Genomic DNA, 25,294 nt, shown 5'->3' with positions numbered 1-25,294 from the left:
GCCCGCTACACGAGCGTGTCGCGCCACGCGCGGTGGAGCGCGGCGAAGCGACCGGTGCCGGCGATGAGCTCGTCAGGCGTGCCGTCCTCGACGATGCGCCCGGCGTCCATGACGAGCACCCGGTCGGCGATCTCGACCGTCGAGAGCCGGTGGGCGATGATGATCGCGGTCCTGCCCTCGAGGACCGTCGCGAGCGCCTTCTGCACGAGCCGCTCGGAGGGGATGTCGAGGTGCGCGGTCGCCTCGTCGAGGACGACGACGTCCGGGTCGGCGAGGAACACTCGGGCGAACGACACGAGCTGCCGCTGCCCCGAGCTCAGCCGACCGCCGCGCTTCTTGACATCCGTGTCATACCCGTCGGGCAGTCGGCGGATGTAGGCGTCGAGGCCGACCGCGGTGGCTGCGGCGACGACCTCGGCGTCCGTGGCCTCGGGATTGCCGATGCGGATGTTGTCGGCGATCGTGCCCGCGAAGAGGAACGACTCCTGCGTGACCATGACGACGCTCGAGCGCAGCTCCGTATCGTCGAGGTCGCGCAGGTCCACCTCGTCGAGGCTGACCGTGCCCTCGCTGGGATCGTAGAACCGGGTGACGAGCTTGACGAGCGTCGACTTGCCCGCCCCCGTCGCTCCGACGAGCGCGACGATCTGCCCCGCCGGGATCGTGAGGTCGAAGCGGGGGAGGACGTCGGGTCCGTCGGCGTAGGCGAAGCGGACGTCGGTGATCTCGATCGACCGTCCCGTCGTCGCCCCCGCACCGTCCCCCGCACCGTCCCCCGCCGAGGCGGTCGCCCCCGCACCGTCCCCCGCCGAGGCGGTCGCCCCCGCGCGCGCCGGCAGGTGCACGGGCGTCTTCGGGGCGGGCACTCCGGGCTCGGTGTCGAGGACGGCGGCGATCTTCTCGAGCGCGGCCGAGGCCGACTGGTAGAGGTTGAAGAACTGGACGAGTTCGTCGAGGGGGCCGTAGAACCGGCGCAGGTAGAGGATGAACGCGGCGAGCACGCCGATCTGCGTCCACCCCTCGATGACGAGCCACGCGCCGACGACGATGATGACCGTCTGCGTGACGTTGCCGATGAGGCGGGTCCACCCGGCGAACCACGCGACCCCGCGCAGCGCATCGGTGTTGGCGTCCCGATAGGCGGAGTCCTGATCGCTGAGCGTCCCCCGCCGATCCGGCTGCCGGCGATAGGCCTGGACGGCGCGGATGCCGCCCATCGTCTCGACGAAGTGGACGATGACCTTCGCGATCGACGTCCGCGTGCGCCGGTAGGCGGCGCGCTGCGTCGAATGCGCGGACTTCGTGATGAAGAACAGCGGCACGAACCCGGCGAAGACGACGATCGCCAGCGGCACGTCGAGGACGACGAGGGTGACGGCGATGAACCCCATCTGGAGCACCGCGAGCGCGGTCTCGAAGAGGGAGTACGAGAGGAACTGCTGCACCGACTCCATGTCCGAGGTCTGGCGGGACACGAGACGCCCCGAGGTCGAGCGTTCGTGGTAGCCGAGATCGAGGCGCTGGACATGGGTGAACACGCGCTCGCGCAGGGTGAAGACGATCTTCTGGGCTGTGATGCCCACGAGCCTCGTCGCCGTGAACGAGAGCACCGCCGAGCCCACCGCCGCCGCGACGAACAGCGTGATCGCCCTCGTCAGCGGCCCGGGGTCGCCGTCGACGGCCCGCGGGATGCCGGTGTCGAGGGCATCGGCGATGAAGAGGGGACCGATGACGAGCGTGATCGCTGTGGCCACGACGATGACGAGGAGGAACACCGCCATCGGCAGGTGCGGGCGGACGAGCGAGTAGAGCAGGGCCCGCGCCTTCCTCGCGATGTCCGGCGGCAGCGACTCGACCTCGTCGTCCTGAGCCGGCTTCGGCGCACTCATGCGTCCCGTCCTTCCGTGATCGTTCCGCTCGTCCCGGCAGGAGTGCCGTCCGGGCTGGGGCAGTTCCCCGCCGAGGCGGTCGCCCCGGTTCCCCTCGCCGAGGCGCTCGCCTGCATCCCCGCCCCCATGAGCTCCCGGTAGAGCGGGGAGGTCTCGAGGAGCTCCTCGTGGGTGCCGCGGGCGACGATGCGGCCCTCGTCGAGGACGGCGACGACGTCGGCGAGGGCAGCTGTCGAGGGTCGGTGGGCGATGATGAGCGTCGTCGAATCGGGCAGGATCTCGCGCAGGGCGAGCTGCACCCGGTCCTCGGTGTCGACGTCGACGGCCGAGAGCGGATCGTCGAGGACGAGGATCCGCGGCCTGCCGATGACGGCCCGAGCGAGCGCGAGCCGCTGCCGCTGCCCGCCGGACAGCGACAGACCCTGCTCGCCGACCTGTGTGTCGAGGCCCTCGGGCAGGCGGGAGACGAAGTCGGCGGCCGCCGTGATCTCCAGCGCCTGCCACACGGCGTCGTCATCGGCACCGGGGGAGCCCATGACGACGTTGTCCCGGACGCTCGCGGAGAAGAGGATCGGATCCTCGAAGGAGACCGAGACGAGGTGGCGCAGCTCGTTGACCGGCAGGTTCCGGATGTCGATGCCGTCGATGCGCACCGCGCCCCCGGTGACGTCCTGGAGTCGCGGCACGAGGGAGGCGAGCGTCGTCTTGCCCGACCCGGTGGTGCCCACCAGCGCGAGCGTCTGTCCCGGCGCGATGCGCAGGTCGAGTCCGCGCAGGGTGAGCCGGTCGGTGTCGGCGAAGTGGAAGTCGACGTCGTCGAAGTCGAGCTCCCCGCGGAAGCGCCCGACGTCCGGGTCGTCGGCGATCCCGCCGTCGGCATCGGTGATGTCGTGGCGGATGTCGATGACCTCCCAGTAGCGCCCGGCGGCCGTGATCGACATGAGGGCGTCGGCGAGGAGGAACCCGAGCATCTCGATGGGCATCCGCAGCACCATCGAGATCGTCACTCCGGCCACGACCGTGCCGATCGTCGTCCATCCCTGCACGACGCCCCACGTGCCCACCCCGACGATCGCGGCCTGGGCGAGCGTGGGCAGGAGGATGAGGAGGGCCCAGAACCACGAGTCGAGCTTTGCCTTGCGCACCTCAAGGCTCTGGAACCGGCGCGAGAGCACGGAGAAGCGCTCGGCGGCCCACGGGGAGCGGCCGAAGGACTTGAGGATCCGGATGCCCTGGATCGACTCCTCGACGTCGGTCGTGATCTCACCGACCGTGTCCTGCGATCGGCGTGAGGCCTCACGGTACTTGCGTTCGAAGATCGCCGCGCACACGATCGTCGGCACGGCCATGGCGATCATGATGAGTCCGAAGATCGGCTGGAGCGCTGTGAGCATGATCGTGCCGACGACGAGGACGATCGGGGTCGCGAGCAGGAACGGCAGGCCGAAGGCGAAGAAGCGCCGCAGCTGGGAGAGGTCGGTCGTCGCCCGCGAGAGCAGCTGTCCCGACTCCCACGAGTCGTGGACGGCCACCGAGGTGTACTGGAGGCGGTCGAAGAGCCGGGCCCTCCAGATGATCTCCCAGGCCGAGACCACGGGGGCGACGATCATCCGGCGGGCCCAGATGAGCACCGCCTCGGCGATCCCGATGGCCAGGACTCCGAGCACGGGCAGCCAGAGACCCGGCAGGTCGCCTTCGGTGATCGGACCGTCGATGATGTACCCGGTGATGACGGGGACGATGAGCTGGATGCCGTTCGCGACGAGGGTGAGGACGAGAACGACCGCGTAGATGCCGATCCGGGTTCGCAGATCGGGCCAGAAGCGTAGAAGGGGGCGCACGAACATCAAGCCTAGTCCCGGGGACTCCCCGCGTCTATGGTCTCGCGATGCGGAATCTGGGCCCCCTGAAGTGGGGTTTTGTTCGACCGTGGAAGCTGATGGATTCCCCCGCCGAGGCGGTCGTCGGCTCCGGGTCTCATCGCTCGCTCCGCAGGTATCCCGATATGCGAGACGATCGTTTCTGCGGTTTGACACCCGTGAGGGGGCGGTGAATCATTGAGGCATGACTCACCTTCTCGTCGTCGTCATTAGCCAGCGCGCGGATCATCCGTAGCCTGTCACCACGACACGTTCCGCGCGCCCCTACCGACACCGGAGGGGCTTTTTTAGTGCGGGGACGGATGCGAGCGGGTCAACCAAGGAAAGGGAACGAAGAGATGGCAGCCACGCCCCCGGCCCAGAAGTCGGCCGCCGGGACTGCGCAGAGCGCAGCGCCGGCGAAGCCGACACCGTCCAGCGTGCGGAGGAGCTCGACCCCCGAGGTCCTCACCGGCGCACAGGCGATCGTCCGCAGCCTCGAGCGCCTCGGCGTCGACACCGTCTTCGGACTTCCCGGCGGCACCATCCTCCCGACCTACGATCCGCTCTTCGAGACCGAGAAGATCCGGCACATCCTCGTCCGCCACGAGCAGGGCGCCGGCCATGCCGCCGAGGGCTACGCGGCGGCCTCGGGCAAGCTGGGCGTGTGCATCGCGACCTCGGGTCCTGGGGCGACGAACCTCATCACCGCGCTTGCCGACGCCCACATGGACTCGGTGCCGGTGCTCGCGATCACCGGTCAGCAGAGCTCGAAGCTGCTCGGCACCGACGCCTTCCAGGAGGCCGACATCGTCGGGATGACGATGCCGGTGACCAAGCACAGCTTCCTCGTCACCCGGCCCGAGGACATTCCATCAGCGATCGTCAACGCCCATCACATCGCGACGACCGGGCGCCCCGGACCGGTCCTCGTCGACATCACGAAGGATGCGCAGACCGGCACGGCCCCGTTCGTCTGGCCCGAGGAGGCCCAGCTGCCGGGCTACCGCCCCATCCTCAAGCCGCACGCGAAGCAGATCCGGGAAGCCGCCCGCCTCATCGCCGAGGCGCACCGTCCCGTCTTCTACATCGGCGGCGGCGTCATCCGCTCGGAGGCGGAGAAGGAGCTCCTGCGGCTCGCCGAGGCGACGAACATCCCCGTGGTCACCACCCTCATGGCCCGCGGCGCGTTCCCCGACTCCCATCCGCTCCACCTCGGGATGCCCGGCATGCACGGCAGCGTGCCGGCCGTGACGTCGTTCCAGAAGGCTGACCTCCTCATCGCCATCGGTGCCCGCTTCGATGACCGGGTGACGGGCAACCTCGATTCGTTCGCCCCGAACGCCCAGGTCATCCACGCCGACATCGACCCGGCGGAGATCGGGAAGAACCGCGCGGCCGAGGTCGCCATCGTCGGCGACGCCCGTGAGGTCCTCGCGGAGATCCTCACCGAGCTGCGGAACAAGCACCCGGAGGCGCTCGAGCGCCAGCGGGAGCCGTGGTGGCGCTTCCTCACCCGACTCAAGCGGACCTACCCGCGCGGCTACTCCAAGCACGGCGAGCTCTGCGACCCGCAGTACGTCATCTCCCGGATCTCCGCGCTCACCGGACCCCAGGCGATCTATGCCGCAGGCGTCGGCCAGCACCAGATGTGGGCGGCGCAGTTCGTCGAGTTCGAACGGCCCCGCTCGTGGCTGAACTCGGGCGGGCTCGGCACGATGGGCTACTCGGTGCCTGCGGCGATGGGCGCGAAGGTCGCCGAACCCGACCGCGTGGTCTGGGCCATCGACGGCGACGGCTGCTTCCAGATGACCAATCAGGAGCTCGCAACGTGCGCGCTCGATGGCATCCCGATCAAGGTCGCCATCATCAACAACTCGTCGCTGGGCATGGTGCGCCAGTGGCAGACCCTCTTCTATGACGGCCGCTACTCGAACACCGACCTCAACACCGGGCACGAGACGATCCGGATCCCCGACTTCGTGGGTCTCGCCGAGGCGTACGGCTGCTTCGCACTGCGCGTGGACAGCAACGACGACGTCGATGCCGCGATCGAGCAGGCGCTGGCGATCAACGACCGACCCGTCGTCCTCGACTTCACGGTCCCACCCGATGCGATGGTGTGGCCGATGGTCGCCGCCGGGGTCTCGAACGATGAGATCGAGTACGCCCGCGGCATCCGCCCCGACTTCGACGGTGACGGCGACGGACCGATCGAGACGGTCATCGAAGAGGGCGATTCCGAGGACAACGACACGCTGCGCTCCGTGGCTCAGATCGAAGGGGGCCTGGAATGACCAGCCGACACACGCTCTCCGTCCTCGTCGAGAACAAGCCCGGTGTGCTCACCCGCTTCACCGGCCTCATCGCTCGCCGCGGCTTCAACATCCACAGCCTCGCCGTCGGTGTCACCGAACACGATGAGCTCTCCCGGATCACGGTCGTCGTCGACGTCGGCGACGTCCCGCTCGAGCAGGTGACGAAGCAGCTGAACAAGCTCGTCAACGTCATCAAGATCGTCGAGCTCGAACCCGATTCCTCGGTGCGCCGGGCCCACGTCATCTACAAGGTCAAGGCCAACGCCGCCACGCGACCCCAGGTCGCGGCCGCCGTCGAGATGTTCCGCGGCTCGATCGTCGACGTCTCCACGGACTCCGTGTGCGTCGAGGCGACCGGTGAGCTCGGCAAGGTCGAGGCCCTTCGCGACGTCCTCGAGCCCTTCGGGATCAAGGAGATCGTCCAGTCCGGCACCGTCGCGATCGGGCGCGGACCGAAGTCGATCACCGACCGGGCCCTGCGCGGCTGAGCCGGCGATCGACCGGGCCCTGCGCGGCTGAGCCGGCGACCGACCGGCACCGACACCGCGTTCCACGGAGTGGAACGACAGTCGTCTCAACAAGTGAACATTCGTACCGAACTGTGAAACAATGGGGCCATCACCCCGAAACCTCGAAGGAGCTAGAACCATGGCAGAACGCTTTTACGACGACGATGCCGACCTGTCGCTGATCCAGGGCAAGAAGGTCGCCGTCATCGGCTACGGCAGTCAGGGCCACGCTCACGCACTGAGCCTGCGCGACTCCGGCGCCGAAGTCCGCATCGGACTCAAGGAGGGTTCGTCGAGCCGGGACAAGGCCGCCGCCGAAGGGCTTGAGGTCGGCACCCCCGCCGAGGTGGCCGCCTGGGCCGATGTCATCACCATCGCCGCTCCCGACCAGGTGCAGGCTGAGATCTTCGAGAACGAGGTCAAGGACCAGCTCACCCCGGGCAAGGCCCTCGTCTTCATCCACGGCTTCAACATCCGCTACGGCTACATCAAGGCCCCCGAGGGCGTCGACGTCGTCATGATCGCGCCGAAGGGCCCCGGCCACGTCGTCCGCCGTGAGTACGTCGACGGCCGCGGTGTGCCCGTCCTCGTCGCCGTCGAGGTCGACGCGACCGGCCACGCGTGGGATCTCGCGCTCTCCTACGCGAAGGCGATCGGCGGCCTCCGTGCCGGCGGCATCAAGACGACCTTCACCGAGGAGACCGAGACCGACCTCTTCGGCGAGCAGACCGTGCTCTGCGGCGGCGTCTCCCACCTCGTCCAGTACGGCTTCGAGGTCCTCACCGAGGCCGGCTACCAGCCGGAGATCGCCTACTTCGAGGTCCTCCACGAGCTCAAGCTCATCGTCGACCTCATGGTCGAGGGCGGCATCGCCAAGCAGCGCTGGTCGATCTCCGACACCGCCGAGTACGGCGACTACGTCTCCGGCCCCCGGGTGATCACTCCCGAGGTCAAGGAGAACATGGAGAGCGTCCTCGTCGACATCCAGAACGGCACCTTCGCCGAGCGCTTCATGAACGACCAGAAGAACGGCGGCACGGAGTTCAAGGAGTTGCGCGCCAAGGAGGAGAAGCACCCGATCGAGGCCACCGGTCGCGAGCTGCGGAAGATGTTCGCGTGGCTCAAGGACACCGACGACGACTACACCGAGGGCACTGCCGCTCGCTGATCGTCTGCCCGGGTGGACCCGGAGATCGAAGGCGCCGAGGGAACCGCCTCCCTCGGCGCCTTCGTCGTCTCGTCGGCCGCGGGCCCGGTGCGCGCGCTCCACGGGAAGCCCGGGCAACGCGGGCTCGCCTGTGCCTCGAGCCGGATCGCCTACGCCGCGAGCCGCGCCGCGCGTCTGGCGGCCTGGACCGCGGGATCGGGCACCGGTGCGGACTCGATGAGCTCCCGGGTGTAGGGCTGCTGCGGGTCGGTGAGCACCTGCCTGCTCGATCCCTCCTCGACGATGCGCCCGTCGCGGAGGACGACGACGCTCGAGGCGAGCTGTTCGACGACGGCGAGGTCGTGGCTGATGAACAGGCACGCGAACTCGCGGACCTCGTGGAGGTCGGCGAGGAGCCGGAGCACTCCGCGCTGGACGGAGACGTCGAGGGCCGAGGTCGGTTCGTCGGCGATGAGCAGCTTCGGCCGCAGAGCGAGTGCGCGGGCGATCGCGACCCGCTGACGCTGACCGCCGGAGAGCTCGTGCGGGTAGCGCTCGGCGAAGTCGGCCGGCAGCTGGACGTCGGTGAGCAGCTCGCCCACCCGTGCCTCGATCTGCCGGGTTCGCAGGTCGGTGTGGACGCGCAGCGGCTCGGCGATCTGCGAGCCGACCGACCGGCGCGGATTGAGCGAGCCGCGCGGGTCCTGGAAGACGACACCGACCTCTGCCCGGTGCCGCCGCTGCCGTCGGTTCGGGCGAGTGGTCACGCGCTCCCCGTCGACGAACGCCTCACCCGAGGTCAGCGCCTGCCCGCCGGTGAGGACGTTGGCGATCGTCGACTTGCCCGAGCCCGACTCGCCGACGAGCCCGGTGATCTGCCCGGCGGGAACGACGAGGCTGACGTCGTCGAGGGCGACGACCCGGCGGCCCGAGGAGCGGTGGACGACGGTGGCGTGCCGCAGCTCGGCTGCGGGCACTGGGCCGGTCGCAGACTCGGCGGCTGCGCGGGACTCGACGCCCGCGCGGGGCCCGACGTCCGCGCGGGACCCGGCATTCGTCGGGGACCCGGCGGCCGCCTCGGCGGGGGAGTCGTCCCTCCGCGCGACGACCGCGGAGAGCCGCGGCACGGCGGCGAGCAGCTCCCGGGTGTAGGCCGAGGTCGGGTCGGAGAAGATCCGGGCGACCGGACCCGTCTCGACGATGCGGCCGTCCTTCATCACGGCCACGCGGTCGGCGATGTCGGCGACGACGCCCATGTCGTGGGTGATGAGGAGGACGGCCTGGCCGGCCTGCGCCTGGGCGAGGAGGAGGTCGAGGATGCCCGTCTGCACGGTGACGTCGAGGGCCGTGGTCGGCTCGTCGGCGATGAGGACCTGCGGTGAGTTGATCGTCGCGAGCGCGATCATCGCCCGCTGCAACTGGCCGCCGGAGAGCTCGTGCGGGAAGGCCCGGGCGACCTGCTCGGGGTCGCGCAGGCCGACGGTGCGCAGCTGCCGGACCACCCGCTCTCCGAGGTCCGGCCCGGGACGGCGGGTATGGGCACGGACCGCCTCGGCGATCTGATGGCCGACTCGGAACATCGGGTTGAACGCGCTCATCGGCTCCTGGAAGACGACACCGACCCGCTCCCCGCGGATCGCCCGCAGCCGTTCCTGATCGAGGCCGACGAGGTCGACCCCCTCAGCCGCCGGGGCGGGGGCCGGTCCTGCCGGGGCGGCGGTGCCCTCCTCGGCGCACAGGAGTACCGAACCGGACTCGCTCGCCCCCGGCACGAGGCCGAGGGGAGCGAGTGCGGTGACGGACTTGCCCGACCCGGATTCGCCGACGAGGGCGAGGATCGAGCCCGGGACGAGATCGAAGGACACGTCCCGGGTGACCTGGCGGGAGCCGAAGGAGACCGAGTAGTCCCGGTAGCGCAGCGCGGGATGCGGACTCGTCATCTCAGCCCTTGAGGGAGGCCTTGAAGTACACGGGGTAGGCCGGGAACTCCCCGATGATGAAGTTCTCGACGTTCGAGCCGTGGAGGAAGGAGTTCTTGTTGTACGTCAGCGGCACGACGGGCGCGTCCTCCATGATCCGGCGGTCGGCTTCGGCCCACACCTTCTGCGCCTCGGTCGGATCGACGGTCTCGGTCGCCTTCCTGATGAGCGCGTCGACCTCCTTGTTCGAGTAGCGGGAGAGGTTGTAGTTGCCGTTGCCGATCTGCGAGGAGTCGAAGAGCGGCTGGATGTTGCCGTTGGCCGAGGGGAAGTCCGGCTGCCACGACCCGAGCACGAGGTCGTAGTCGGCGTCGTTGGCCGTGGCATCGGCGGAGTACGTGTTCGCGTCGACGGACTTGATCTCGACGGTGATGCCCGCTCTGCTGAGAGCCTGCTGGATCGCCTCGGCCTGCGCGACGAAGGTCGCGGAGTTCTGCGTGAGCAGGGTGAGCGTGCCGAGGTCGGCGCCGGCCTCGGCGAGCAGGGACTTCGCCTTCTCGACGTCGCCGCCGGGCTCGGCCGGGTAGAGGTCGTACTCCTCGCGTCCGGGGATGCCCGGCGTGATGAGCGTCGTCGCATAGTCACCGGAGATCTCCCCGCCACCGGCGATGCGGAACGTGTTCTTGTCCACGGCGTAGTTGATCGCCTGGCGGACCTTGACGTCGTCGAGGCCGGGGCGCTCGGTGTTCATCGCGAGGTAGGCGAGCGCGCCGGGTCCGGAGGTGACGAGCCGGGACTTCGCGTTCGGATCGTTCTGGACCTGCGCGAGCTGGGAGGCGGGCACGAAGCTCGCGGAGAACCCGTTCTTCGCATCCCCGGAGTCGGAGATGAGCGCCTGAGAGGTCACCGAGGCGTCCTGGCCGAGCTTGAAGACCACCGAATCGGGTCCGGCGGTGCGCACCGGGTCGGTGTCCTGCTGCCACTGGTCGTTGCGGGTGAGCACTGCTTCGGCACCGGACTGGTTCGACTCGACCTTGTAGGGACCCGAGGCGATGGGGTCGATGCCGTACCGGCTCGGGTCGTCCTGGTCCTCGGGCACAGGGGAGAAGGCCGGCATCGAGACGATCCAGGGGAAGTCGCCGAAGGAGGAGTTGAGGCGGAAGACGATGGTCTTCTCATCCGGGGTCTCGATCGAGGCGAGGTCCTCGCCCTTGAACGGGCCCTGGTATTCGGCGCCGCCCTCGAGCAGACCCTTGTGGTAGCTCAGGCCGCCGGAGAGCTCGGTGGAGAAGGAGCGTTCGATGCCGTACTTGATGTCCTGCGTCGTGATCGGCTGGCCGTTCTCGTACTTGAGTCCGTCCTTGAGGGTGAACGTCCACGTCTTCCCGTCGTCGCTGACCGTGCCGGTGTCGGTGGCGAGGTCCGGGACGACCTTGCCGGGCTTGTCGGGCTGGATGTCCCACGTCGTCAGCCGACGGTGGACGAGCGAGAGCGAGGTGATCGCGAGTCCCTGGCTCTTGCCGGGGTCGAAGTCGATGTCGGGAGCGTCGGTGAAGATGTTGAGCGTCCCGCCCTTCTGCGTCTCACCGAGGGTGTTGCCCTGCGAGTCGTCGTTGAGGCCGGGGTTGGCGTTGCAGCCGGTGAGCACGAGGCCGAGGGCGAGGGCGGCGGCGGCGAGGCCGATGCGCTTCATGATGGTCCTTTGCGTGGAGTGGGTGGAGTGGAGTCTAGTGTCTGAGTGGCTGTGGTCTGGGTGCCTGGGGTCTGGACGTACGGGGCCCGCAGGCGCCGACATCGCTGCCGCCGACATCGGCGTCGGTGCTGTGTCAGTCGGTGCGGCGGGAGCCGGGAGGGCAGGGTCATCGGGCGGCTCCGATCCGCGGGTCGAGGACGGAGTAGCTGAGGTCGGCGATGAGGTTGGCGATGATGACGACGGCGGCGGCGAAGAGGGTGACGCCGACGATGACCTGGATGTCGAGGCTGGCGACCGATTCGAGGAGCAGGGTGCCGACCCCGCCGAGCGCGAAGACCTTCTCCGTGATCACCGCCCCGCCGAGCAGGCCGCCGATGTCGATGGCGAACAGCGTGGTCAGGGGCACGACGAGGTTGCGCAGGCCGTGCTTGCCGACGACGACGGTCTCGCTCAGCCCCTTCGCCCGCGCCGTGCGGATGTAGTCCTGGCTGAGCACGTCGAGCATCTGCCCGCGCGTGAGCCTCGCGTAGATCGCGCCGTTGGCGATCGCGAGCACGACCCAGGGCAGGATGAGATGGAACGCCCACAGGGCGGGGTTCTCCGTCAGCGGGACATACCCGCCGATGGGCAGGACGTTGAGGACGAAGCCGAAGAGGAGCACGCCGAGGAGGCCGAGCAGATACGTGGGTGCCGAGATCCCCGTGATCGCCGCCCCCATCACCGCGGAGTCGGTGAACGTGCCCCGCTTGAGTGCGGCGAGCAGCCCCGCGGCGATGCCGCCGATCGCCCAGAGCACCGCGGCGCCGAGGGTGAGCGAGAGCGTCACCGGCAGACGGTCGAGGATGAGGGCGGTGACCGAGTCGCGCAGGCGGAACGAATACCCGAAGCACGGGGCATTGCAGTGGATGGCCGTCGCGCCTTCGCCGAAGGTGCGTCCGCCGATGATGCCGGCGAGGAAGTCGACGAGCTGCTTCCACCACGCCTGGTCGACGCCGAGGTAGCGCTCCACCTCGGCGAGGCGCTCGGGGGAGCAGGGCTTGCCGCACGAGAGCTGGGCCGGGTTGGTGGGCATGAGGTAGAAGATCGCGAAGCACGCGGCCGCGATGAGGAGGAGGACGACGAGTGCGCCGAGGATCCGGGAGACGATGAATCGGAGCCTCACGGCTGACCTCCTGCGCTCATCGGGTCGGCCTTCGCCGTCTCCCCGCCCCGCTCCTCGGCGGGGTCGAGGGCGTCGCGGAGACCGTCGCCGAACATGTTGAACCCGAGCGTGACGAGGAAGAGCGCCATGCCGGGGAAGATGAGGTACATCGGGTCGACCTGGACCCACGAGATCGCATCGGAGATCGAGCGCCCCCACGACGGGGTGGGCGGGTTGACGCCGACCCCAAGGAAGGACAGGGCCGCCTCGGCGCCGATCTTGCCGGGTATCGAGACGGTCGTGAAGACGATGACGGTGGCCGCGATGTTCGGCACGATCTCGCGGACGATGATGCGGGCCGACCCGGTGCCCTGTGCGGCGGCGGCACGGACGAAGCCGCGTTCGCGCAGGGACAGGGTCTCGCTGCGGACGACGCGGGCGACCTGCGGCCACCCGAAGAGGCCGATGACGAGGATGAGGAGGAGCGGGCGCGGGAAGCTCGCGGGCACGGTGGCCGAGAGCGCGATCGCGAAGATGAGGAACGGGAAGCCGAAGACGATGTCGGTCAGGCGCGAGAGGAGACGGTCGGCGATTCCGCCGAAGAAGCCGGCGATGAGCCCGATCGCGACCCCGACGGCCACGGACACGACCGTCGCGGCGAGCCCGATGAGGAGGGAGACCTGGGCGCCGTAGGTGACGATCGCGAAGAGGTCCCGGCCCGTGCGCGGTTCGACCCCGAACCAGTGCCCCGCACTCATCCCGCCCAGCGGCCCCGCCGGTGCCGTGTCCGGACCGAGGAGATCGGGGTTGTACGCGTAGGGGCTGTTGCCGGTCAGCCACGAGAAGACCGGGGCGAGGACGGCGAGGAGGACGAAGAGAACGACGAGTCCGAGGCCGATCATCGCGGGGCGTGACCGGCGCAGACGCGACCAGACGGTGTCTGAGCGACGGCGGCTGCGCGTCGGAGTGGGCATCGGGGTCCTTCGATTCGTGGTCGGCTGGGCCAATCGCATCCGGGATCGCCGAACTGCTCAACAATTATGCGCCTGATCGTCGCCTGTGCAAAGTCGTGAAGTTCCGTGACAGCCGCCGCCGGTGACCGTGGGTGACGGCAGGTGAGTCGGGGCGGGGCCGCGCGCTGCCGAGGGCCAGGTCACAGAGCCGGTGCTAGAGTCGCAGGGAGGACCACCCGGCCCATCCTCGAGGAAGGCGACATTGTGACGAACTACCGCTTCGAGAGCTTCACCCCCGCCTTCGACGAGTCGACGGGAGAGCCGGATGAGAGGACGAAGGGCTACTTCGCCTCGACGAGCGTCGGCTTCCACGACTCCCGGTCAACCGATGAGGCGCTGAAGAAGCGCGTCCAGCGCGCGATCGACGATGACCGTCGGCTCACCGCCGTCTATGCCGAGAGCGAATACGAGTACGCCCTCGACTCCGGCATCCCCGTGGCGACGTTCGCGTGGTTCGAGAAGCTCGTCAACGTCGGCGGCGGCCGGCTCGTGCCCGCCCACCTCATCACGTGGGTGACCGTGCGCCCGACGCACCGGCGGCGCGGACTGCTCCGATCGATGATGACGACCGACCTCGCCGAGGCGAAGGCCGCCGGCTACCCGTTCGCCGCACTCACCGCGACCGAGGGCGGCATCTACTCCCGCTACGGCTTCGGGGTGGCGACGTGGTCGCACGCGATCGAGGTCGACACCTCGCCGGGCTTCCAGATGATCCGCGAACCCGACCGGCGGGTCGAGATGTGCCTGCCGAGCGTCCTGCGCGAACTCGCCCCGAAGATCTACGGCGAGTTCATGCGCACCTCACCGGGTGCGATGGAGAGGCAGCAGACCTACATCGAGCGGGCCACGGGGGATCTCAACACCGAGACGGGGGAGGCCGACCGCGGGGTCCGCGCCGCGCTCCACTTCGGTGAGGACGGGCAGCCAGACGGCTACGTGTCCTACAAGTTCGCCGGCTGGTCGGTCAAGCCGCCGACGATCGAGCTCATCGACTTCGTCGCCGCCACCGATGCCGCCTACGCCTCGCTGTGGTCGTTCCTCGCCGCGATCGATCTCTCGAGCCGGGTGACCTTCGGCGAATCGGCCGAGGACTCACCGCTGCCGTGGCTGCTCACCGACTCCCGCCGGGTGCGGACGACGTCGACCGAGGACAACATCTGGATCCGGATCCTCGACGTCAAGGCCGCCCTCGAGGCCCGCCCCTGGTACGTCGCGGGCACCCTCGTGCTCGAGATCGACGACCCGCAGGAGCTCACCGGCGGCAAGTTCCGCATCACCTCCGACGGGGAGAACGCCGTCGTCGAGACCGCCTCCGAGTCGACCACTGCCGACCTCAGCCTCGGCATCGCCGAGCTCGGTTCGCTCTACTTCGGCGGTGCCGACCCCGTCATCCTCGTCCGTGCCGGACGCATCGAGGAGAACGTCCCCGGTGCCGCCGTGCAGGCGAGTGCGATGTTCAGCCTCGGGCGGATGCCGTACTCGCCGAACGGGTTCTGAGGACTTTCCCAGAATCTGAGATCTCGTGAACGCTTTCCCGGACTCACCTAGGATGGGCCCGTCCCGGAACCCTAAGGAGTCTGTTCGTGCCCAAGCCCATCGTGCTCATCGCCGAAAACCTGTCACCGGCCACCATCGACGCGCTCGGGGGTGACTTCGAGATCCGTCACACGGACGGCGCCGACCGCTCCCAGCTCCTGGACTCCATCGTCGATGCCGACGCGATCCTCGTCCGCTCGGCCACGCAGGTCGACGCCGAGGCGATCGCCGCGGCGAAGAGGCTCAAGGTCATCGCCCGCGCCGGGGTCGGACTCGACAACGTCGACGTCCCGGCCGCCACCTCGGCGGGTGTCATGGTCGTCAACGCCCCCACCTCGAACATCATCTCCGCCGCCGAGCTGACGATGGCCCACATCCTCGCCTCGGCGCGGTACTTCGGTGCGGGCAACACCTCGCTCAAGGCGGGGGAGTGGAAGCGCTCGACGTTCACCGGTGTCGAACTCTACGAGAAGACGCTCGGCATCGTCGGCCTCGGGCGCATCGGCGGGCTCGTCGCCGAGCGCGCGAAGGCCTTCGGCATGCGCCTCGTCGGCTACGACCCCTACATCACGCAGGCCCGCGCCGCCCAGATGGGCGTCGAGGTCGTCGACCTGCCCGGGCTCCTCGCCGTCTCCGACTTCGTCACCGTCCACATGCCCAAGACCCCGGAGACGATCGGGATGATCGGGGCCGAGCAGTTCGCCCAGGCCAAGCCCGGTGCCCGCTTCGTCAACGTCGCCCGCGGCGGCATCATCGATGAGGACGCCCTCGCCGAGGCGGTCGCCGCCGGGACCGTCGGAGGCGCTGGCATCGACGTGTGGAACGTCGAACCCCCCGAGCACTCGGCGCTCATGGAGCTCGACGCCGTCAACGTCACCCCGCACCTCGGCGCCTCGACGGCCGAAGCCCAGGAGAAGGCCGGGGTCGCGGTCGCGAAGTCCGTGCGCAAGGCGCTCGCCGGTGAGCTCGTCCCCGACGCCGTCAACGTCGCGGGAGGGGCGATCCACGAGGACGTCCGGCCGGGCATCCCGCTCGCCGAACGGCTCGGACGCGTCGTCAACGCCCTCGCCGAGTCCTCGGTCACGCACTTCAAGGTCGAGGTCAACGGGGAGATCGCGGACAAGGACGTCTCCGTCCTCAAGCTCTCCGCGCTCAAGGGCCTGTTCAAGGACGTCGTGTCCGACCAGGTCTCCTACGTCAACGCCCCGCTGCTCGCCGAGGAGCGCGGGATCGGCGTCGAACTCGTCACCGACCCCTACTGCGAGTCCTTCCGCAACGTCACCCGCCTGACGGCGACGACCGGGGACGGTCAGCGGATCACGGTCGCCGGCACCGTGACCGGGCCGAAGCTCGTCCAGAAGCTCACCGAGGTCGACGGCTACGACCTCGAGATCGAGCTCACCGACAACCTCCTCATCTTCCGCTACGAGGACCGTCCGGGCATCATCGGCCAGCTCGGCCTCGCGCTCGGGGCGAACGAGATCAACATCGCAGGCATGCAGGTCTCGCCCTCGGCGGAGGGCAGCGAGGCGCTCTCGGTCATGGCCGTCGACACGTCCGTGCCCGAAGAGGTCGTGCGCGCCGTGGCCGGGGCCGTCAATGCCTCGGCGTTCTCCGCGGTCTCCCTCGAGGAGGACTGAGGGCGAGCCGCCACTGGCCCCGGATTCGCCTGTTCCGAGTCCGAGGCGGTCCCGTCACGCGGTTCGCGAAGAGGTGATGGTCACCGGCGAAAGTAGTCAGACGCTGCGAGTCCACCGCCGAGTGCAATGAAAGCACCACCGGAGGCTTGATCGAGGCGGCGCAGTGTCCGCTGTTTGACGCCTCGCATGGCCAGCAAGCGACCCGACGCCGCCCAAATCAGCGCTGTGACCGCTTCGCACGCGATGTAAAGGGCCCCGAGCAACGCGAGTTGGGCGCTTCCGGGGGCAGCGTTGCTTGCCGTGTTGACAAACGGTGGAAGGAACGCGGTGAAGAGCAGTAGGGCCTTCGGGTTGGCCGCGGCCGTGACGAACTCCTGCATCGCCAGTCTCACCGAATGCGACGCATCGTCCTGGTGGTCCTCGACTTCGCCGCAGACTGTCTCATCGTCGTGAGAGCGGCGCCTGCGAGTCGACCAGAGGATCCAGACTCCTAGGCACACCATGAAGGTTGCGCCGACGATCCGGAGGGTCTCGAAGAGTAGCTGCGAGCTTTGGAGGACAACCCCGAGACCTGCGACGACGAGTCCCAGCATGATGGTGAAAGCGAGGAACCGACCAGTCAGAGCCAGGGCTGCGGGACGGAATCCGCTGCGCAGTCCATTACGGAAAGCGAGCAGATTGTTCGCCCCCGGGGAGGCGGCCACCGCGGCCGCAGCCGGGATGAACAACGCCATCTGCGCCCACGTCAGCACAATCTCATTCTACGACCGGCTCGACCGCGTTCGCCGGACCTGGTGCCCGAGTGACCCCGGAGTCTCAGCCTGCGTCGATGATCGCCGCGGCCCTGGCTTCGGGGTTGCCGGCTGCCGCGTCACTCCTTTACCCGGGTCAACCTCGACCGGGCGATCGCGTGGGGAGATCTCCGGCGGGGTCGATCCCGGCTGGCTCGCCGATCTGCTCACCGGCCCGCTCCTCATGCGCGTCGTCTTCCCCAGCATGCCGCCGGTCGGCAACCGCCTGGTCGGGAAGACGGTCAGTGCCGCCCTCGAAGTTTTGGGTTATCAGGAGCCACGCGCACCCGCATGACCCGAGGGTCGGGCGTCAGCGGGCGAGCAGCGGTGAGCGGGTGCGCAGGGCCACCCAGATCCAGAACGCGTCGGCGAGCAGCGCCGCCGAGAGGCCGAGCAGGGCACCGGCGATCGTGTCGGTGAGCCAGTGGACCTGGAGTGCTGTGCGCGACCACATCATCGCGAGGATCCAGACGGGGACGAGGACCATCGACCAGTGGAAACGCAGTCGGGTCGAGTCCGGGCCCCGGCCGGAACGTGCATGGGCGATGATGAGGGCGAGACTGAGCGCCAGGGCGGCAGCACCCATCGAATGCCCGGACGGGTAGGAGAAGCCGAGGGAGTTGTAGAGCTGATCGCCGGGGCGCAGCCGTTCGACGACCGCCTTGATGGCCTCGGACAGTCCGACGCCGAGCAGCATCGTCGTGACGATGACAGCGGCTGCGCGCAGTCGGCGCAGCAGGACGAGGATCCCAGCGGCCACGCCAGTGCAGACGACGGCGCCCGTCGCCCCTCCCACCTCGGCGAGGGTGACGCAGATCCAGTACGGCACGGAGTCGACGGGGACCTTGACGAGCTGCGCCCACCACGTGTCGAGAACGGTCGGCCCGACGATGCTCAGCCGCAGCCAGAGCCCGAAGGCGAGGACCGCGAAGAGCGCGGGAACCGTCGCCCACAGAGCCCAGCGGGGGATGCGGACGATGGGGTGGACGGAGTCTGCGGGCGGACGGATCAGGCGTTCCAGAGACCGTAGGTGTCCGCGAGCGAGGCGATCTTCTTCGCGCGGGCGAGACGGGGCAGGTAGGAGCCGTCGGTGATCTCGGATCCGCCCTCGGCCGCCGCGAGCATCTGCCGGGCCCACGCGCGCTCGTCCTCGCTCGGGCTCATCGCCTCATTGAGGGCGTTGACCTGATCGAGAGCGAGCACGAGCTTGCCGGTCATGCCCATCTGGTGGGTGACGTCGGCGTCCGCGCGCACCTGCTCGTCGCTCGCATCAGCGGCCGAGGGGCCGTCGATGGCACCGGGCAGCCCGCCCATGCGCGAAGCGATGGTCAGGCGCGAACGGGCGTAGGCGAGCGCCATGGGATCGCCGGAGAAGCCGGTGTCCTTGCGGAAGTCGTTCGTGCCGAAGGCGAGGCGGAAGGTGCCGGGTGCCTCGGCGATCTTCGTCGCGTTCTCGACTCCGCGGGCGGATTCGAGGAGGGCGATGACGGGCAGGCCGGCCTTCGCGCGCATCGCGGTGTAGGAGACCTGTTCGGGGCGTTCGGTCTCCGGGAGCATGACTCCGCGCAGACCCGGCAGGGTGGCGACGGCGGCGAGGTCGTCGTCCCAGAACTCCGACTCCATCTTGTTGATGCGCACCCACGCCGACATCCCCGACTCGAGCGCGCGGACGACGTTGTCGCGGGCATCGAGCTTCTTGTCCTCGGCCACGGAGGCCTCGAGGTCGAAGATCACCGAGTCGGCCTCCGAGGCCTGCGCCGGAGCGAAGATCTCCTCCTTCGCCGCGTTGACGAGCAGCCACGAGCGGGAGAGCTTGGCGGGGAGGGAGGCGGCGCGGCGGTTGCGGATCGTTTCAGTCAAGGATCGACTTTCTCTCGGGACTCGGTGGTTCTGCCAGTTCCATCTTCGTGCCTTGCAGGGTGGAATTGTAGCCGTATGCGAAGATTGGGACGTGAAATTGTCCACGTCAGCGGTCTGGCGAGGCTGACACCCGGCTGGAGACGAGCCCACTTGCCGCCTCGTCCGCATGATGGGACACGGTAGTTGCATCATGAGATGCGCCTTAGGGTGGCGGCATGAAGTTCTCAATTGCGGTCATGCCCGGCGACGGAATCGGCACCGAGGTCGTCCCCGAAGGGCTCAAGGTCCTCCAGCGTGCGATCGAGGTCTCGGGCGAACCGGTCGAACTCGAGCTCACCGACTACGAGGTCGGCGCGAAGCGCTGGCATGCCACAGGCGAGACGCTCACCGACGAGGACCTCGAATCCCTGCGGGGCCACGACGCGATCTTCTTCGGCGCATGCGGCGACCCCAGCGTCCCCTCCGGGGTGCTCGAGCGCGGGGTCATCCTCAAGATGCGCTTCGGCCTCGGCCACGCCGTCAACCTCCGGCCCTCGAAGCTCTACGCCGGCGTCGAGTCGCCCCTGGCCGCGCGCCCCGAGATCGACTTCGTCGTCGTCCGCGAGGGCACGGAGGGCTCGTACACGGGCATGGGCGGCTCGGTCCGCACGGACACCCCGCATGAGGTCGCCACCGAGGTCTCGGTGAACACGTGGTACGGCGTCGAGCGCGCCGTCCGCGACGCCTTCGCGCGCGCACAGTCGCGGCGGAAGAAGCTCACGTACGTCCACAAGCACAACGTCATGGTCCACGCCGGCCACCTGTGGCGACGGGTCGTGGAGAAGGTCGGCGAGGAGTTCCCCGAGGTCGCGGTCAACTACGAGCACACGGACGCGTGCACGATCTACATGGTCACCGACCCGCAGCGCTACGACGTCATCGTCACCGACAACCTCTTCGGCGACATCCTCACCGACCTCGCCGCCGCCGTCACCGGAGGCATCGGGCTGGCCGCCTCGGGCAACCTCAACGTCGAAGGCACGGCCCCGAGTCTCTTCGAGCCGATCCACGGTTCGGCCCCCGACATCGCCGGTCGGCAGATCGCCGATCCGACCGCCTCGATCCTCTCCGGCGCGCTCATGGCCTCCCACCTCGGCCTCGAGACCGTGGCCAAGGCCATCGAGGCAGCCGTCGAGGCCGACCTCGCCGAACGCGACGGGACGCAGCGGACCACCGCCGAGGTGGGCGACGCGATCGCCGCGCGCCTGGGCTGAGGGGCCGGTCGCCTCGGCGGGGATCCCACCCGACCCCCGATGCGAGGATGCCGGACCGATGGACTACCCTGAGACGTGGTAGGCCTCACACACGTCGAAAGAGCTCTGATGACTGAATTCGCCATCCTCAGGAACATCCAGCCGCAGCCCGAGCTGGTGCGCGAGGACATCAAGAAGGATCCCGGGTTCGGGCAGTACTTCACCGACCACATGGCGCACATCCGCTACACGAACGATGACGGATGGCAGGCGCACGAGGTCAAGCCGTACGGTCCGCTCGTGCTCGATCCGGCGGCAGCGGTCTTCCACTACGCGCAGGAGATCTTCGAGGGGCTCAAGGCCTACCGTCACGCTGACGGCTCGGTGTGGACGTTCCGGCCCGACCGCAATGCCGCGCGCATCAACCGCTCGGCCGAGCGCCTCGCGCTGCCGCAGCTGAGCGAAGAGGACTTCATCAACTCGCTCAAGGCGCTCGTCTCGACCGACGAGAAGTGGGTGCCGACGCCGGGCACCGACGCCGACGAATCGAGCCTCTACCTGCGCCCGTTCATGATCGCCTCGGAGCGGTTCCTCGGAGTGCGCGCCAGCCACGAGGTCGACTACTACGTCATCGCTTCGCCTGCCGGACCGTACTTCGCCGGCGGCATCAAGCCCGTGTCGATCTGGCTGTCGAAGAAGCTCAACCGCGCCGGCGCCGGCGGCACCGGCTTCGCCAAGTGCGGCGGCAACTACGCGTCCTCGCTGCTCGCGCAGAAGGAGGCCGCGGAGAAGGGCTGCCAGCAGGTGCTCTTCACCGACGCCGAGGAGCACAAGTACATCGACGAGCTCGGCGGCATGAACCTCATGCTCGTGACCAAGGACGGGCAGCTGCTCACGCCGGCCCTCAGCGACACCATCCTCGACGGGGTGACCCGCCGCTCGCTGCTCGACCTCGCCCCCGAACTCGGCCTCGAGCCGGTCGAACGCCAGCTCACCGTCGACGAATGGCGCGAAGGTGCGGAGAACGGTGACATCGTCGAGGCCTTCGCGTGCGGCACCGCCGCGGTGATCACCCCGATCAGCAAGCTCGTCAGCGACGACTTCACCATCGACCACGGGGACACCCCGGGCGAGAAGACGATGGCCTTGCGCAAGGCACTCCTCGACATCCAGTACGGCCGCGTCGAGGACAAGCACAACTGGCTCGTCCGCCTGGCCTGAGGCGGTGTTGCCGCGCCAGCGGTTTCGCGTGGCCTGTGTGGCGTGGGTGGCCCGTGCGGTCTGAACGGCCTGTGCGGCTTGACGGTGTGCGCGGCGCGAGCAGCTTGCGTGCGAGCCGCCTGTGCCGCCTGTGTGCCGGCCCCGAAAGGCGGATCCGGTTCGAAATCGTCTCGTTTTTCGAACCGGATCCACCTTTCTGGCGTCCGTGCCCGCCCCCGGCGCGCACCTGCTGAGTGTTTTGCGCGTCCGTGCGTTAAACGTTGTACTGTGTCCCCGTGACTGCACCGTCTTCGACCTCCGTACCCACGGCCTCCGACGTCATCGCGAACCTGCCGTGGAAGTGGCGCACGCAGGGCGCCATCTTCATCATCGGCGGCCTCGGCTTCATGTTCGACGCGTGGGACGTCGCCCTCAACGGGTTCCTCATCCCGTTGCTCAGCGACCATTGGGACCTCAGTGTGGGGCAGGCGGCGTGGATCGCCACCGCCAACCTCATCGGCATGGCCCTCGGCGCGTTCGTCTGGGGAGGCATCGCCGATGTCATCGGGCGCAAGAAGGCGTTCACCCTCACGCTGCTCGTCTTCTCGATCTTCACCGTCGCCGGAGCGTTCTCTCCCGAGTTCGGGTGGTTCATCGTCTTCCGCTTCCTTGCCGGCTTCGGCTTGGGCGGCTGCATCCCGGTCGACTACGCACTCGTCGGTGAGTTCACGCCGAAGCGTCATCGCGGCCGCGTGCTCACCGCGATGGACGGGTGGTGGCCGATCGGTGCGTCTCTGTGCGCGTTCGTCTCCGCCTGGCTGCTGACGATGGGGGACTGGCGGCTGATCATGCTCGTCATGATCATCCCCGCACTGCTCACCGTCGCCGTCCGGTTCGGGATCCCCGAATCGCCTCTCTATCTCGCCTCCGTCGGCCGCTACGCCGAGGCGGACGCGGTCATCGCGCGCCTCGTCGAGCGCACCGGCGCCGACGTGCCGGCCTGGACGCACGACGCACCCGGCGATGCGGGACCGCTGACGACCGACAGCCTCGGCGAGGGGAGACAGGGCACCGTTGAGTCCTCCGCTGGAATCATCACCTCCGTCAACGGTCGGCTGCGGGCCGCCACGGGACAGCTCGCACAGCTGTGGCAGTACTCGGCGAAGACGACGCTGGTGTCGTGGGCCCTCTTCGTCTCCGTCCTCCTTGTCTACTACGCGGCACTGACATGGCTGCCGGGGATCCTCAAGCGGCAAGGGCTCGGCGACCAGGCGGCGTTCCTCGTCACCGGGTCGATGACCGCGGTCGGCATCTTCGGCGTCGTCGTCTCGGCGCTCCTCGTCGAACGCCTGGGGCGCAAGTGGGTGCTCGGTGTCAGTGCGATCGTCTCCGCGGTGCTCCTCGTCGGCGTCGCCGTCTTCATCGAAGCATCGGGATCGGAGCTGAGCTTCGCGGCGAAGGCGAGCGTCATCGGGTTCGGTTTCGTCATCCAGATCGCGATCCCCACGCTCTACACCTACGTCTCCGAGCTTTACCCGACCCGCCTGCGCGGGTCCGGTTTCGGGTGGGCGTCGGCGGCCTCGCGGATCGCCACCGGCATCGCGCCGCTCGTCTTCGGTGCCTACATGTGGCCGGTCCTCGGGCTCGTGACAACCTTCGCACTCACCGGTGTCCTCGTCGTCGTCGCCGTTGCGCTCATGGCGCTCCTCGCCAGGGAGACGACAGGGGAGAAGCTCACCTGAGGCAGTCGTCGAGGGTCGCCGACCCCGGCGGGCATCGTCGAACGTGGCGTTTCCAGCCCGGCACGCCTGCGGTCGGAGCAGCCGCGGCCCGGCAGAGTCGGCAGCGATCGGTCCGACCGGCAGCCATCGGACGAAATGGGCCTTGACCAGGCAGAGCGTTCACGGCGAATCTCGTGTCAGTGCCGCGGTCTAGGGTACAGAGCATGGAAGCAGAGTCGGTTTCAGACGTCATCGCGGACATCGTCCGCTGGCGCGAGACGCTGTCCGCCCTGCCTCCCGCACGGACCGAACGTGAGGCGATCGACCGCATCACGGCCCTGGAGGAGCTCACCTCGGCAGCGGCGGCGGCACAGGCCCGCGAGACCCTGACCTTCGACATGCACCGGCGCAACCGCGAAGCCGAGGACGGGGTGCCCAGCGACCGGCAGGGACGTGGGGTCGGCGCCGAGATCGGGCTCGCCCGCAAGGTCTCCCGCGCCCGCGGCAGCAGGTTCCTCGGTTTCTCCCGCACGCTGCTCATGGACCTCCCGCACACGTACGCGGCTCTCAGAGAGGGTGAGATCTCCGAGGAGAAGGCTCGCCTCGTCGCGACCGAGACCGCATGGCTGCCGCGCGAGAAGCGGCAGCAGGTCGATGAGAGGATGGCCGACCGGCTCGCCGAGGTGGGGGTGCGCCGGCTCGGCAGCGAAGTCCGCGCGCTGGCTCAGAAGCTCGACCAGGTCGCAGCGGTGCGGCACCTCGACCGCTGCAAGGAGGAGCGTTGCGTGAGCGTTCGCCCGGCACCCGGCAACATGGCCTACCTCACCGCCTTCCTCCCGATGCCGGAGGCGGTCGCCGCATACGCCAACCTCTCCAGGGCCGCCGCCGCTCGAGTCGGCACCGGCGCCTCGGGCGGGTGCACGCAGAGTCAGACGATGGCCGACCTGCTCGTTGAGCGCGTCACCGGGCAGGACAGCGCGGACGCGATCCCGCTCGAAGTCCTCGTCGTGATGAATGACGAGACACTGTTCGACGACGGTGACGAGCCCGCATGGCTTCCTGGCTTCGGGCCGATCCCCGCCGGCGCGGCGCGATCCCTCATCGCCGACGACCCGGGCGCGGTGTTCCTGCGCAGAATGTATGCGAGACCGACCGACGGTCAGCTCGTCGCCATGGAATCGAGCCGGCGGGAGTTCTCCGGTCTGCTGCGACGGATGATCACCGTCCGCGACGACGTGTGCCGCACACCGTGGTGCGAGGCGACCATCAAGCACGTGGACCACGCGACTCCCGTCGCCGCGGGAGGCGCGACGAGTTGGGACAACGCCTCCGGCCTGTGCGCTGCCTGCAACTACATCAAAGAACTGCCCGGGTGGCGCCATCGAACCTCAGCCACCGAGCTGTCGGTGACGACGCCGACCGGTCACCGCTACACCGTATCCACCTGCCCGATCGACGCCAGATCCACCTGCCCGATCGACGCCAGACCGCGATCGCCCGGAACGGCGCAGGAGGAGGGTCAGGCTCGTGGTCCGGGCTCGCCGCCCAGGACGATCGTCATCCTCGCGGAGACTGCGGCGGTGCCGAAGGACGAACGAGTCCTCATCGATCCGTCGCCGGTCGGACCGCCTCAGGTCGGACCACCTCGGCTCGGACCGCCTCAGGTCGGGCTGGCGTCTCGGACGGGCACGCGCCCGACTCGCCGTCAACCGCTCGACTCCGCGGGATCAGTGCGTGAGGACAGCCCGTGCGAGAGGCGACTGCGGAACGACCTCGTCGCCAGAGCAGCTCCGTGATCGGGCATCTCGGACCGTTCTGAAGAATCG

Annotated in this window: 18 protein-coding genes; 9 read left to right on the top strand and 9 right to left on the bottom strand. The window is 68.9% G+C overall.

Going from position 1 to position 25,294, the window contains the following annotated elements; translation table 11 throughout:
• Positions 1 to 5: 5 nt before the first annotated feature.
• Both ACQ1RG_RS16165 and ACQ1RG_RS16160 read right to left on the bottom strand, forming a co-directional pair.
• On the bottom strand, positions 6 to 1,889 hold the full coding sequence (locus tag ACQ1RG_RS16165) for an ABC transporter ATP-binding protein (RefSeq protein WP_009378147.1): 1,884 nt from the start codon (positions 1,887 to 1,889) through the stop codon (positions 6 to 8).
• Complete coding sequence (locus ACQ1RG_RS16160; RefSeq protein WP_430600272.1) at positions 1,886 to 3,736, bottom strand: ABC transporter ATP-binding protein; 1,851 nt, start codon at positions 3,734 to 3,736, stop codon at positions 1,886 to 1,888. The genes ACQ1RG_RS16165 and ACQ1RG_RS16160 overlap by 4 nt, the downstream gene beginning before the upstream one ends.
• A 371-nt stretch (positions 3,737 to 4,107) precedes the next feature.
• Here ACQ1RG_RS16160 and ACQ1RG_RS16155 point away from each other — a divergent pair, with 371 nt between their 5' ends.
• From ACQ1RG_RS16155 to ilvC, 3 genes are all read left to right on the top strand, one after another.
• Complete coding sequence (locus ACQ1RG_RS16155; RefSeq protein WP_009378152.1) at positions 4,108 to 6,045, top strand: acetolactate synthase large subunit; 1,938 nt, start codon at positions 4,108 to 4,110, stop codon at positions 6,043 to 6,045.
• The gene (gene ilvN, locus ACQ1RG_RS16150; RefSeq protein ID WP_009378155.1) at positions 6,042 to 6,554 is read left to right on the top strand and encodes an acetolactate synthase small subunit; all 513 of its coding nucleotides are present in this window, start codon (positions 6,042 to 6,044) and stop codon (positions 6,552 to 6,554) included. The genes ACQ1RG_RS16155 and ilvN overlap by 4 nt, the downstream gene beginning before the upstream one ends.
• Before the next feature lie 160 nt (positions 6,555 to 6,714).
• Positions 6,715 to 7,743, top strand: coding sequence for a ketol-acid reductoisomerase (gene ilvC / locus ACQ1RG_RS16145; protein ID WP_009378156.1), 1,029 nt, complete (start codon positions 6,715 to 6,717; stop codon positions 7,741 to 7,743).
• A 149-nt stretch (positions 7,744 to 7,892) separates the two neighbouring features.
• Here the strand turns inward: ilvC and ACQ1RG_RS16140 are convergent, their stop codons facing one another.
• From ACQ1RG_RS16140 to ACQ1RG_RS16125, 4 genes are all read right to left on the bottom strand, one after another.
• Positions 7,893 to 9,662, bottom strand: a complete 1,770-nt coding sequence (locus ACQ1RG_RS16140; RefSeq protein ID WP_009378159.1) for a dipeptide ABC transporter ATP-binding protein — start codon at positions 9,660 to 9,662, stop codon at positions 7,893 to 7,895.
• A gap of 1 nt (position 9,663) precedes the next feature.
• Positions 9,664 to 11,334: an ABC transporter substrate-binding protein gene (locus tag ACQ1RG_RS16135; RefSeq protein ID WP_009378161.1), complete on the bottom strand. Its 1,671-nt coding sequence runs from the start codon at positions 11,332 to 11,334 to the stop codon at positions 9,664 to 9,666.
• Between the two features lie 166 nt (positions 11,335 to 11,500).
• Entirely contained in the window at positions 11,501 to 12,496 is a 996-nt protein-coding gene (locus tag ACQ1RG_RS16130; RefSeq protein WP_009378163.1) for an ABC transporter permease, read from the bottom strand.
• A complete protein-coding gene (locus ACQ1RG_RS16125) occupies positions 12,493 to 13,449 on the bottom strand; it encodes an ABC transporter permease (protein WP_009378165.1) in 957 nt (318 codons plus the stop codon). The genes ACQ1RG_RS16130 and ACQ1RG_RS16125 overlap by 4 nt, the downstream gene beginning before the upstream one ends.
• Positions 13,450 to 13,692: 243 nt before the next feature.
• On the opposite strand from ACQ1RG_RS16125, the gene ACQ1RG_RS16120 reads away from it, so the two are divergent.
• Complete coding sequence (locus ACQ1RG_RS16120; RefSeq protein ID WP_009378167.1) at positions 13,693 to 14,985, top strand: GNAT family N-acetyltransferase; 1,293 nt, start codon at positions 13,693 to 13,695, stop codon at positions 14,983 to 14,985.
• An 86-nt stretch (positions 14,986 to 15,071) separates the two neighbouring features.
• Positions 15,072 to 16,664, top strand: coding sequence for a phosphoglycerate dehydrogenase (gene serA / locus ACQ1RG_RS16115; protein WP_009378169.1), 1,593 nt, complete (start codon positions 15,072 to 15,074; stop codon positions 16,662 to 16,664).
• An 80-nt stretch (positions 16,665 to 16,744) separates the two neighbouring features.
• Here serA and ACQ1RG_RS16110 read toward each other — a convergent pair whose 3' ends face one another.
• The 3 genes from ACQ1RG_RS16110 to ACQ1RG_RS16100 all read right to left on the bottom strand — a co-directional run bounded on the left by ACQ1RG_RS16110 (position 16,745) and on the right by ACQ1RG_RS16100 (position 19,315).
• Complete coding sequence (locus tag ACQ1RG_RS16110) at positions 16,745 to 17,416, bottom strand: LysE family translocator (RefSeq protein WP_009378171.1); 672 nt, start codon at positions 17,414 to 17,416, stop codon at positions 16,745 to 16,747.
• A gap of 349 nt (positions 17,417 to 17,765) precedes the next feature.
• The gene (locus tag ACQ1RG_RS16105) at positions 17,766 to 18,284 is read right to left on the bottom strand and encodes a phosphatase PAP2 family protein (protein WP_009378172.1); all 519 of its coding nucleotides are present in this window, start codon (positions 18,282 to 18,284) and stop codon (positions 17,766 to 17,768) included.
• A gap of 179 nt (positions 18,285 to 18,463) precedes the next feature.
• Positions 18,464 to 19,315, bottom strand: a complete 852-nt coding sequence (locus tag ACQ1RG_RS16100) for an HpcH/HpaI aldolase/citrate lyase family protein (protein ID WP_009378173.1) — start codon at positions 19,313 to 19,315, stop codon at positions 18,464 to 18,466.
• 215 nt (positions 19,316 to 19,530) lie between these two features.
• Here ACQ1RG_RS16100 and ACQ1RG_RS16095 point away from each other — a divergent pair, with 215 nt between their 5' ends.
• The 4 genes from ACQ1RG_RS16095 (at position 19,531) to ACQ1RG_RS16080 (ending at position 25,264) form a co-directional block, all read left to right on the top strand.
• On the top strand, positions 19,531 to 20,568 hold the full coding sequence (locus ACQ1RG_RS16095) for a 3-isopropylmalate dehydrogenase (protein ID WP_009378174.1): 1,038 nt from the start codon (positions 19,531 to 19,533) through the stop codon (positions 20,566 to 20,568).
• A 108-nt stretch (positions 20,569 to 20,676) separates the two neighbouring features.
• Positions 20,677 to 21,768, top strand: coding sequence for a branched-chain amino acid aminotransferase (locus ACQ1RG_RS16090; protein WP_009378182.1), 1,092 nt, complete (start codon positions 20,677 to 20,679; stop codon positions 21,766 to 21,768).
• A 275-nt stretch (positions 21,769 to 22,043) separates the two neighbouring features.
• Positions 22,044 to 23,489 carry an MFS transporter gene (locus ACQ1RG_RS16085; RefSeq protein WP_009378183.1) on the top strand — a complete coding sequence of 482 codons (1,446 nt, stop codon included), beginning with the start codon at positions 22,044 to 22,046 and terminating at the stop codon, positions 23,487 to 23,489.
• A gap of 203 nt (positions 23,490 to 23,692) precedes the next feature.
• Positions 23,693 to 25,264: a DUF222 domain-containing protein gene (locus ACQ1RG_RS16080; protein WP_430600266.1), complete on the top strand. Its 1,572-nt coding sequence runs from the start codon at positions 23,693 to 23,695 to the stop codon at positions 25,262 to 25,264.
• Positions 25,265 to 25,294 lie beyond the last annotated feature (30 nt).

The sequence above is a fragment of the Brevibacterium sp. K72 genome (genome assembly GCF_050562175.1).
In the GTDB taxonomy this organism is placed as follows: domain Bacteria; phylum Actinomycetota; class Actinomycetes; order Actinomycetales; family Brevibacteriaceae; genus Brevibacterium; species Brevibacterium casei.
This window is presented reverse-complemented; position numbering and strand designations above follow the sequence as displayed.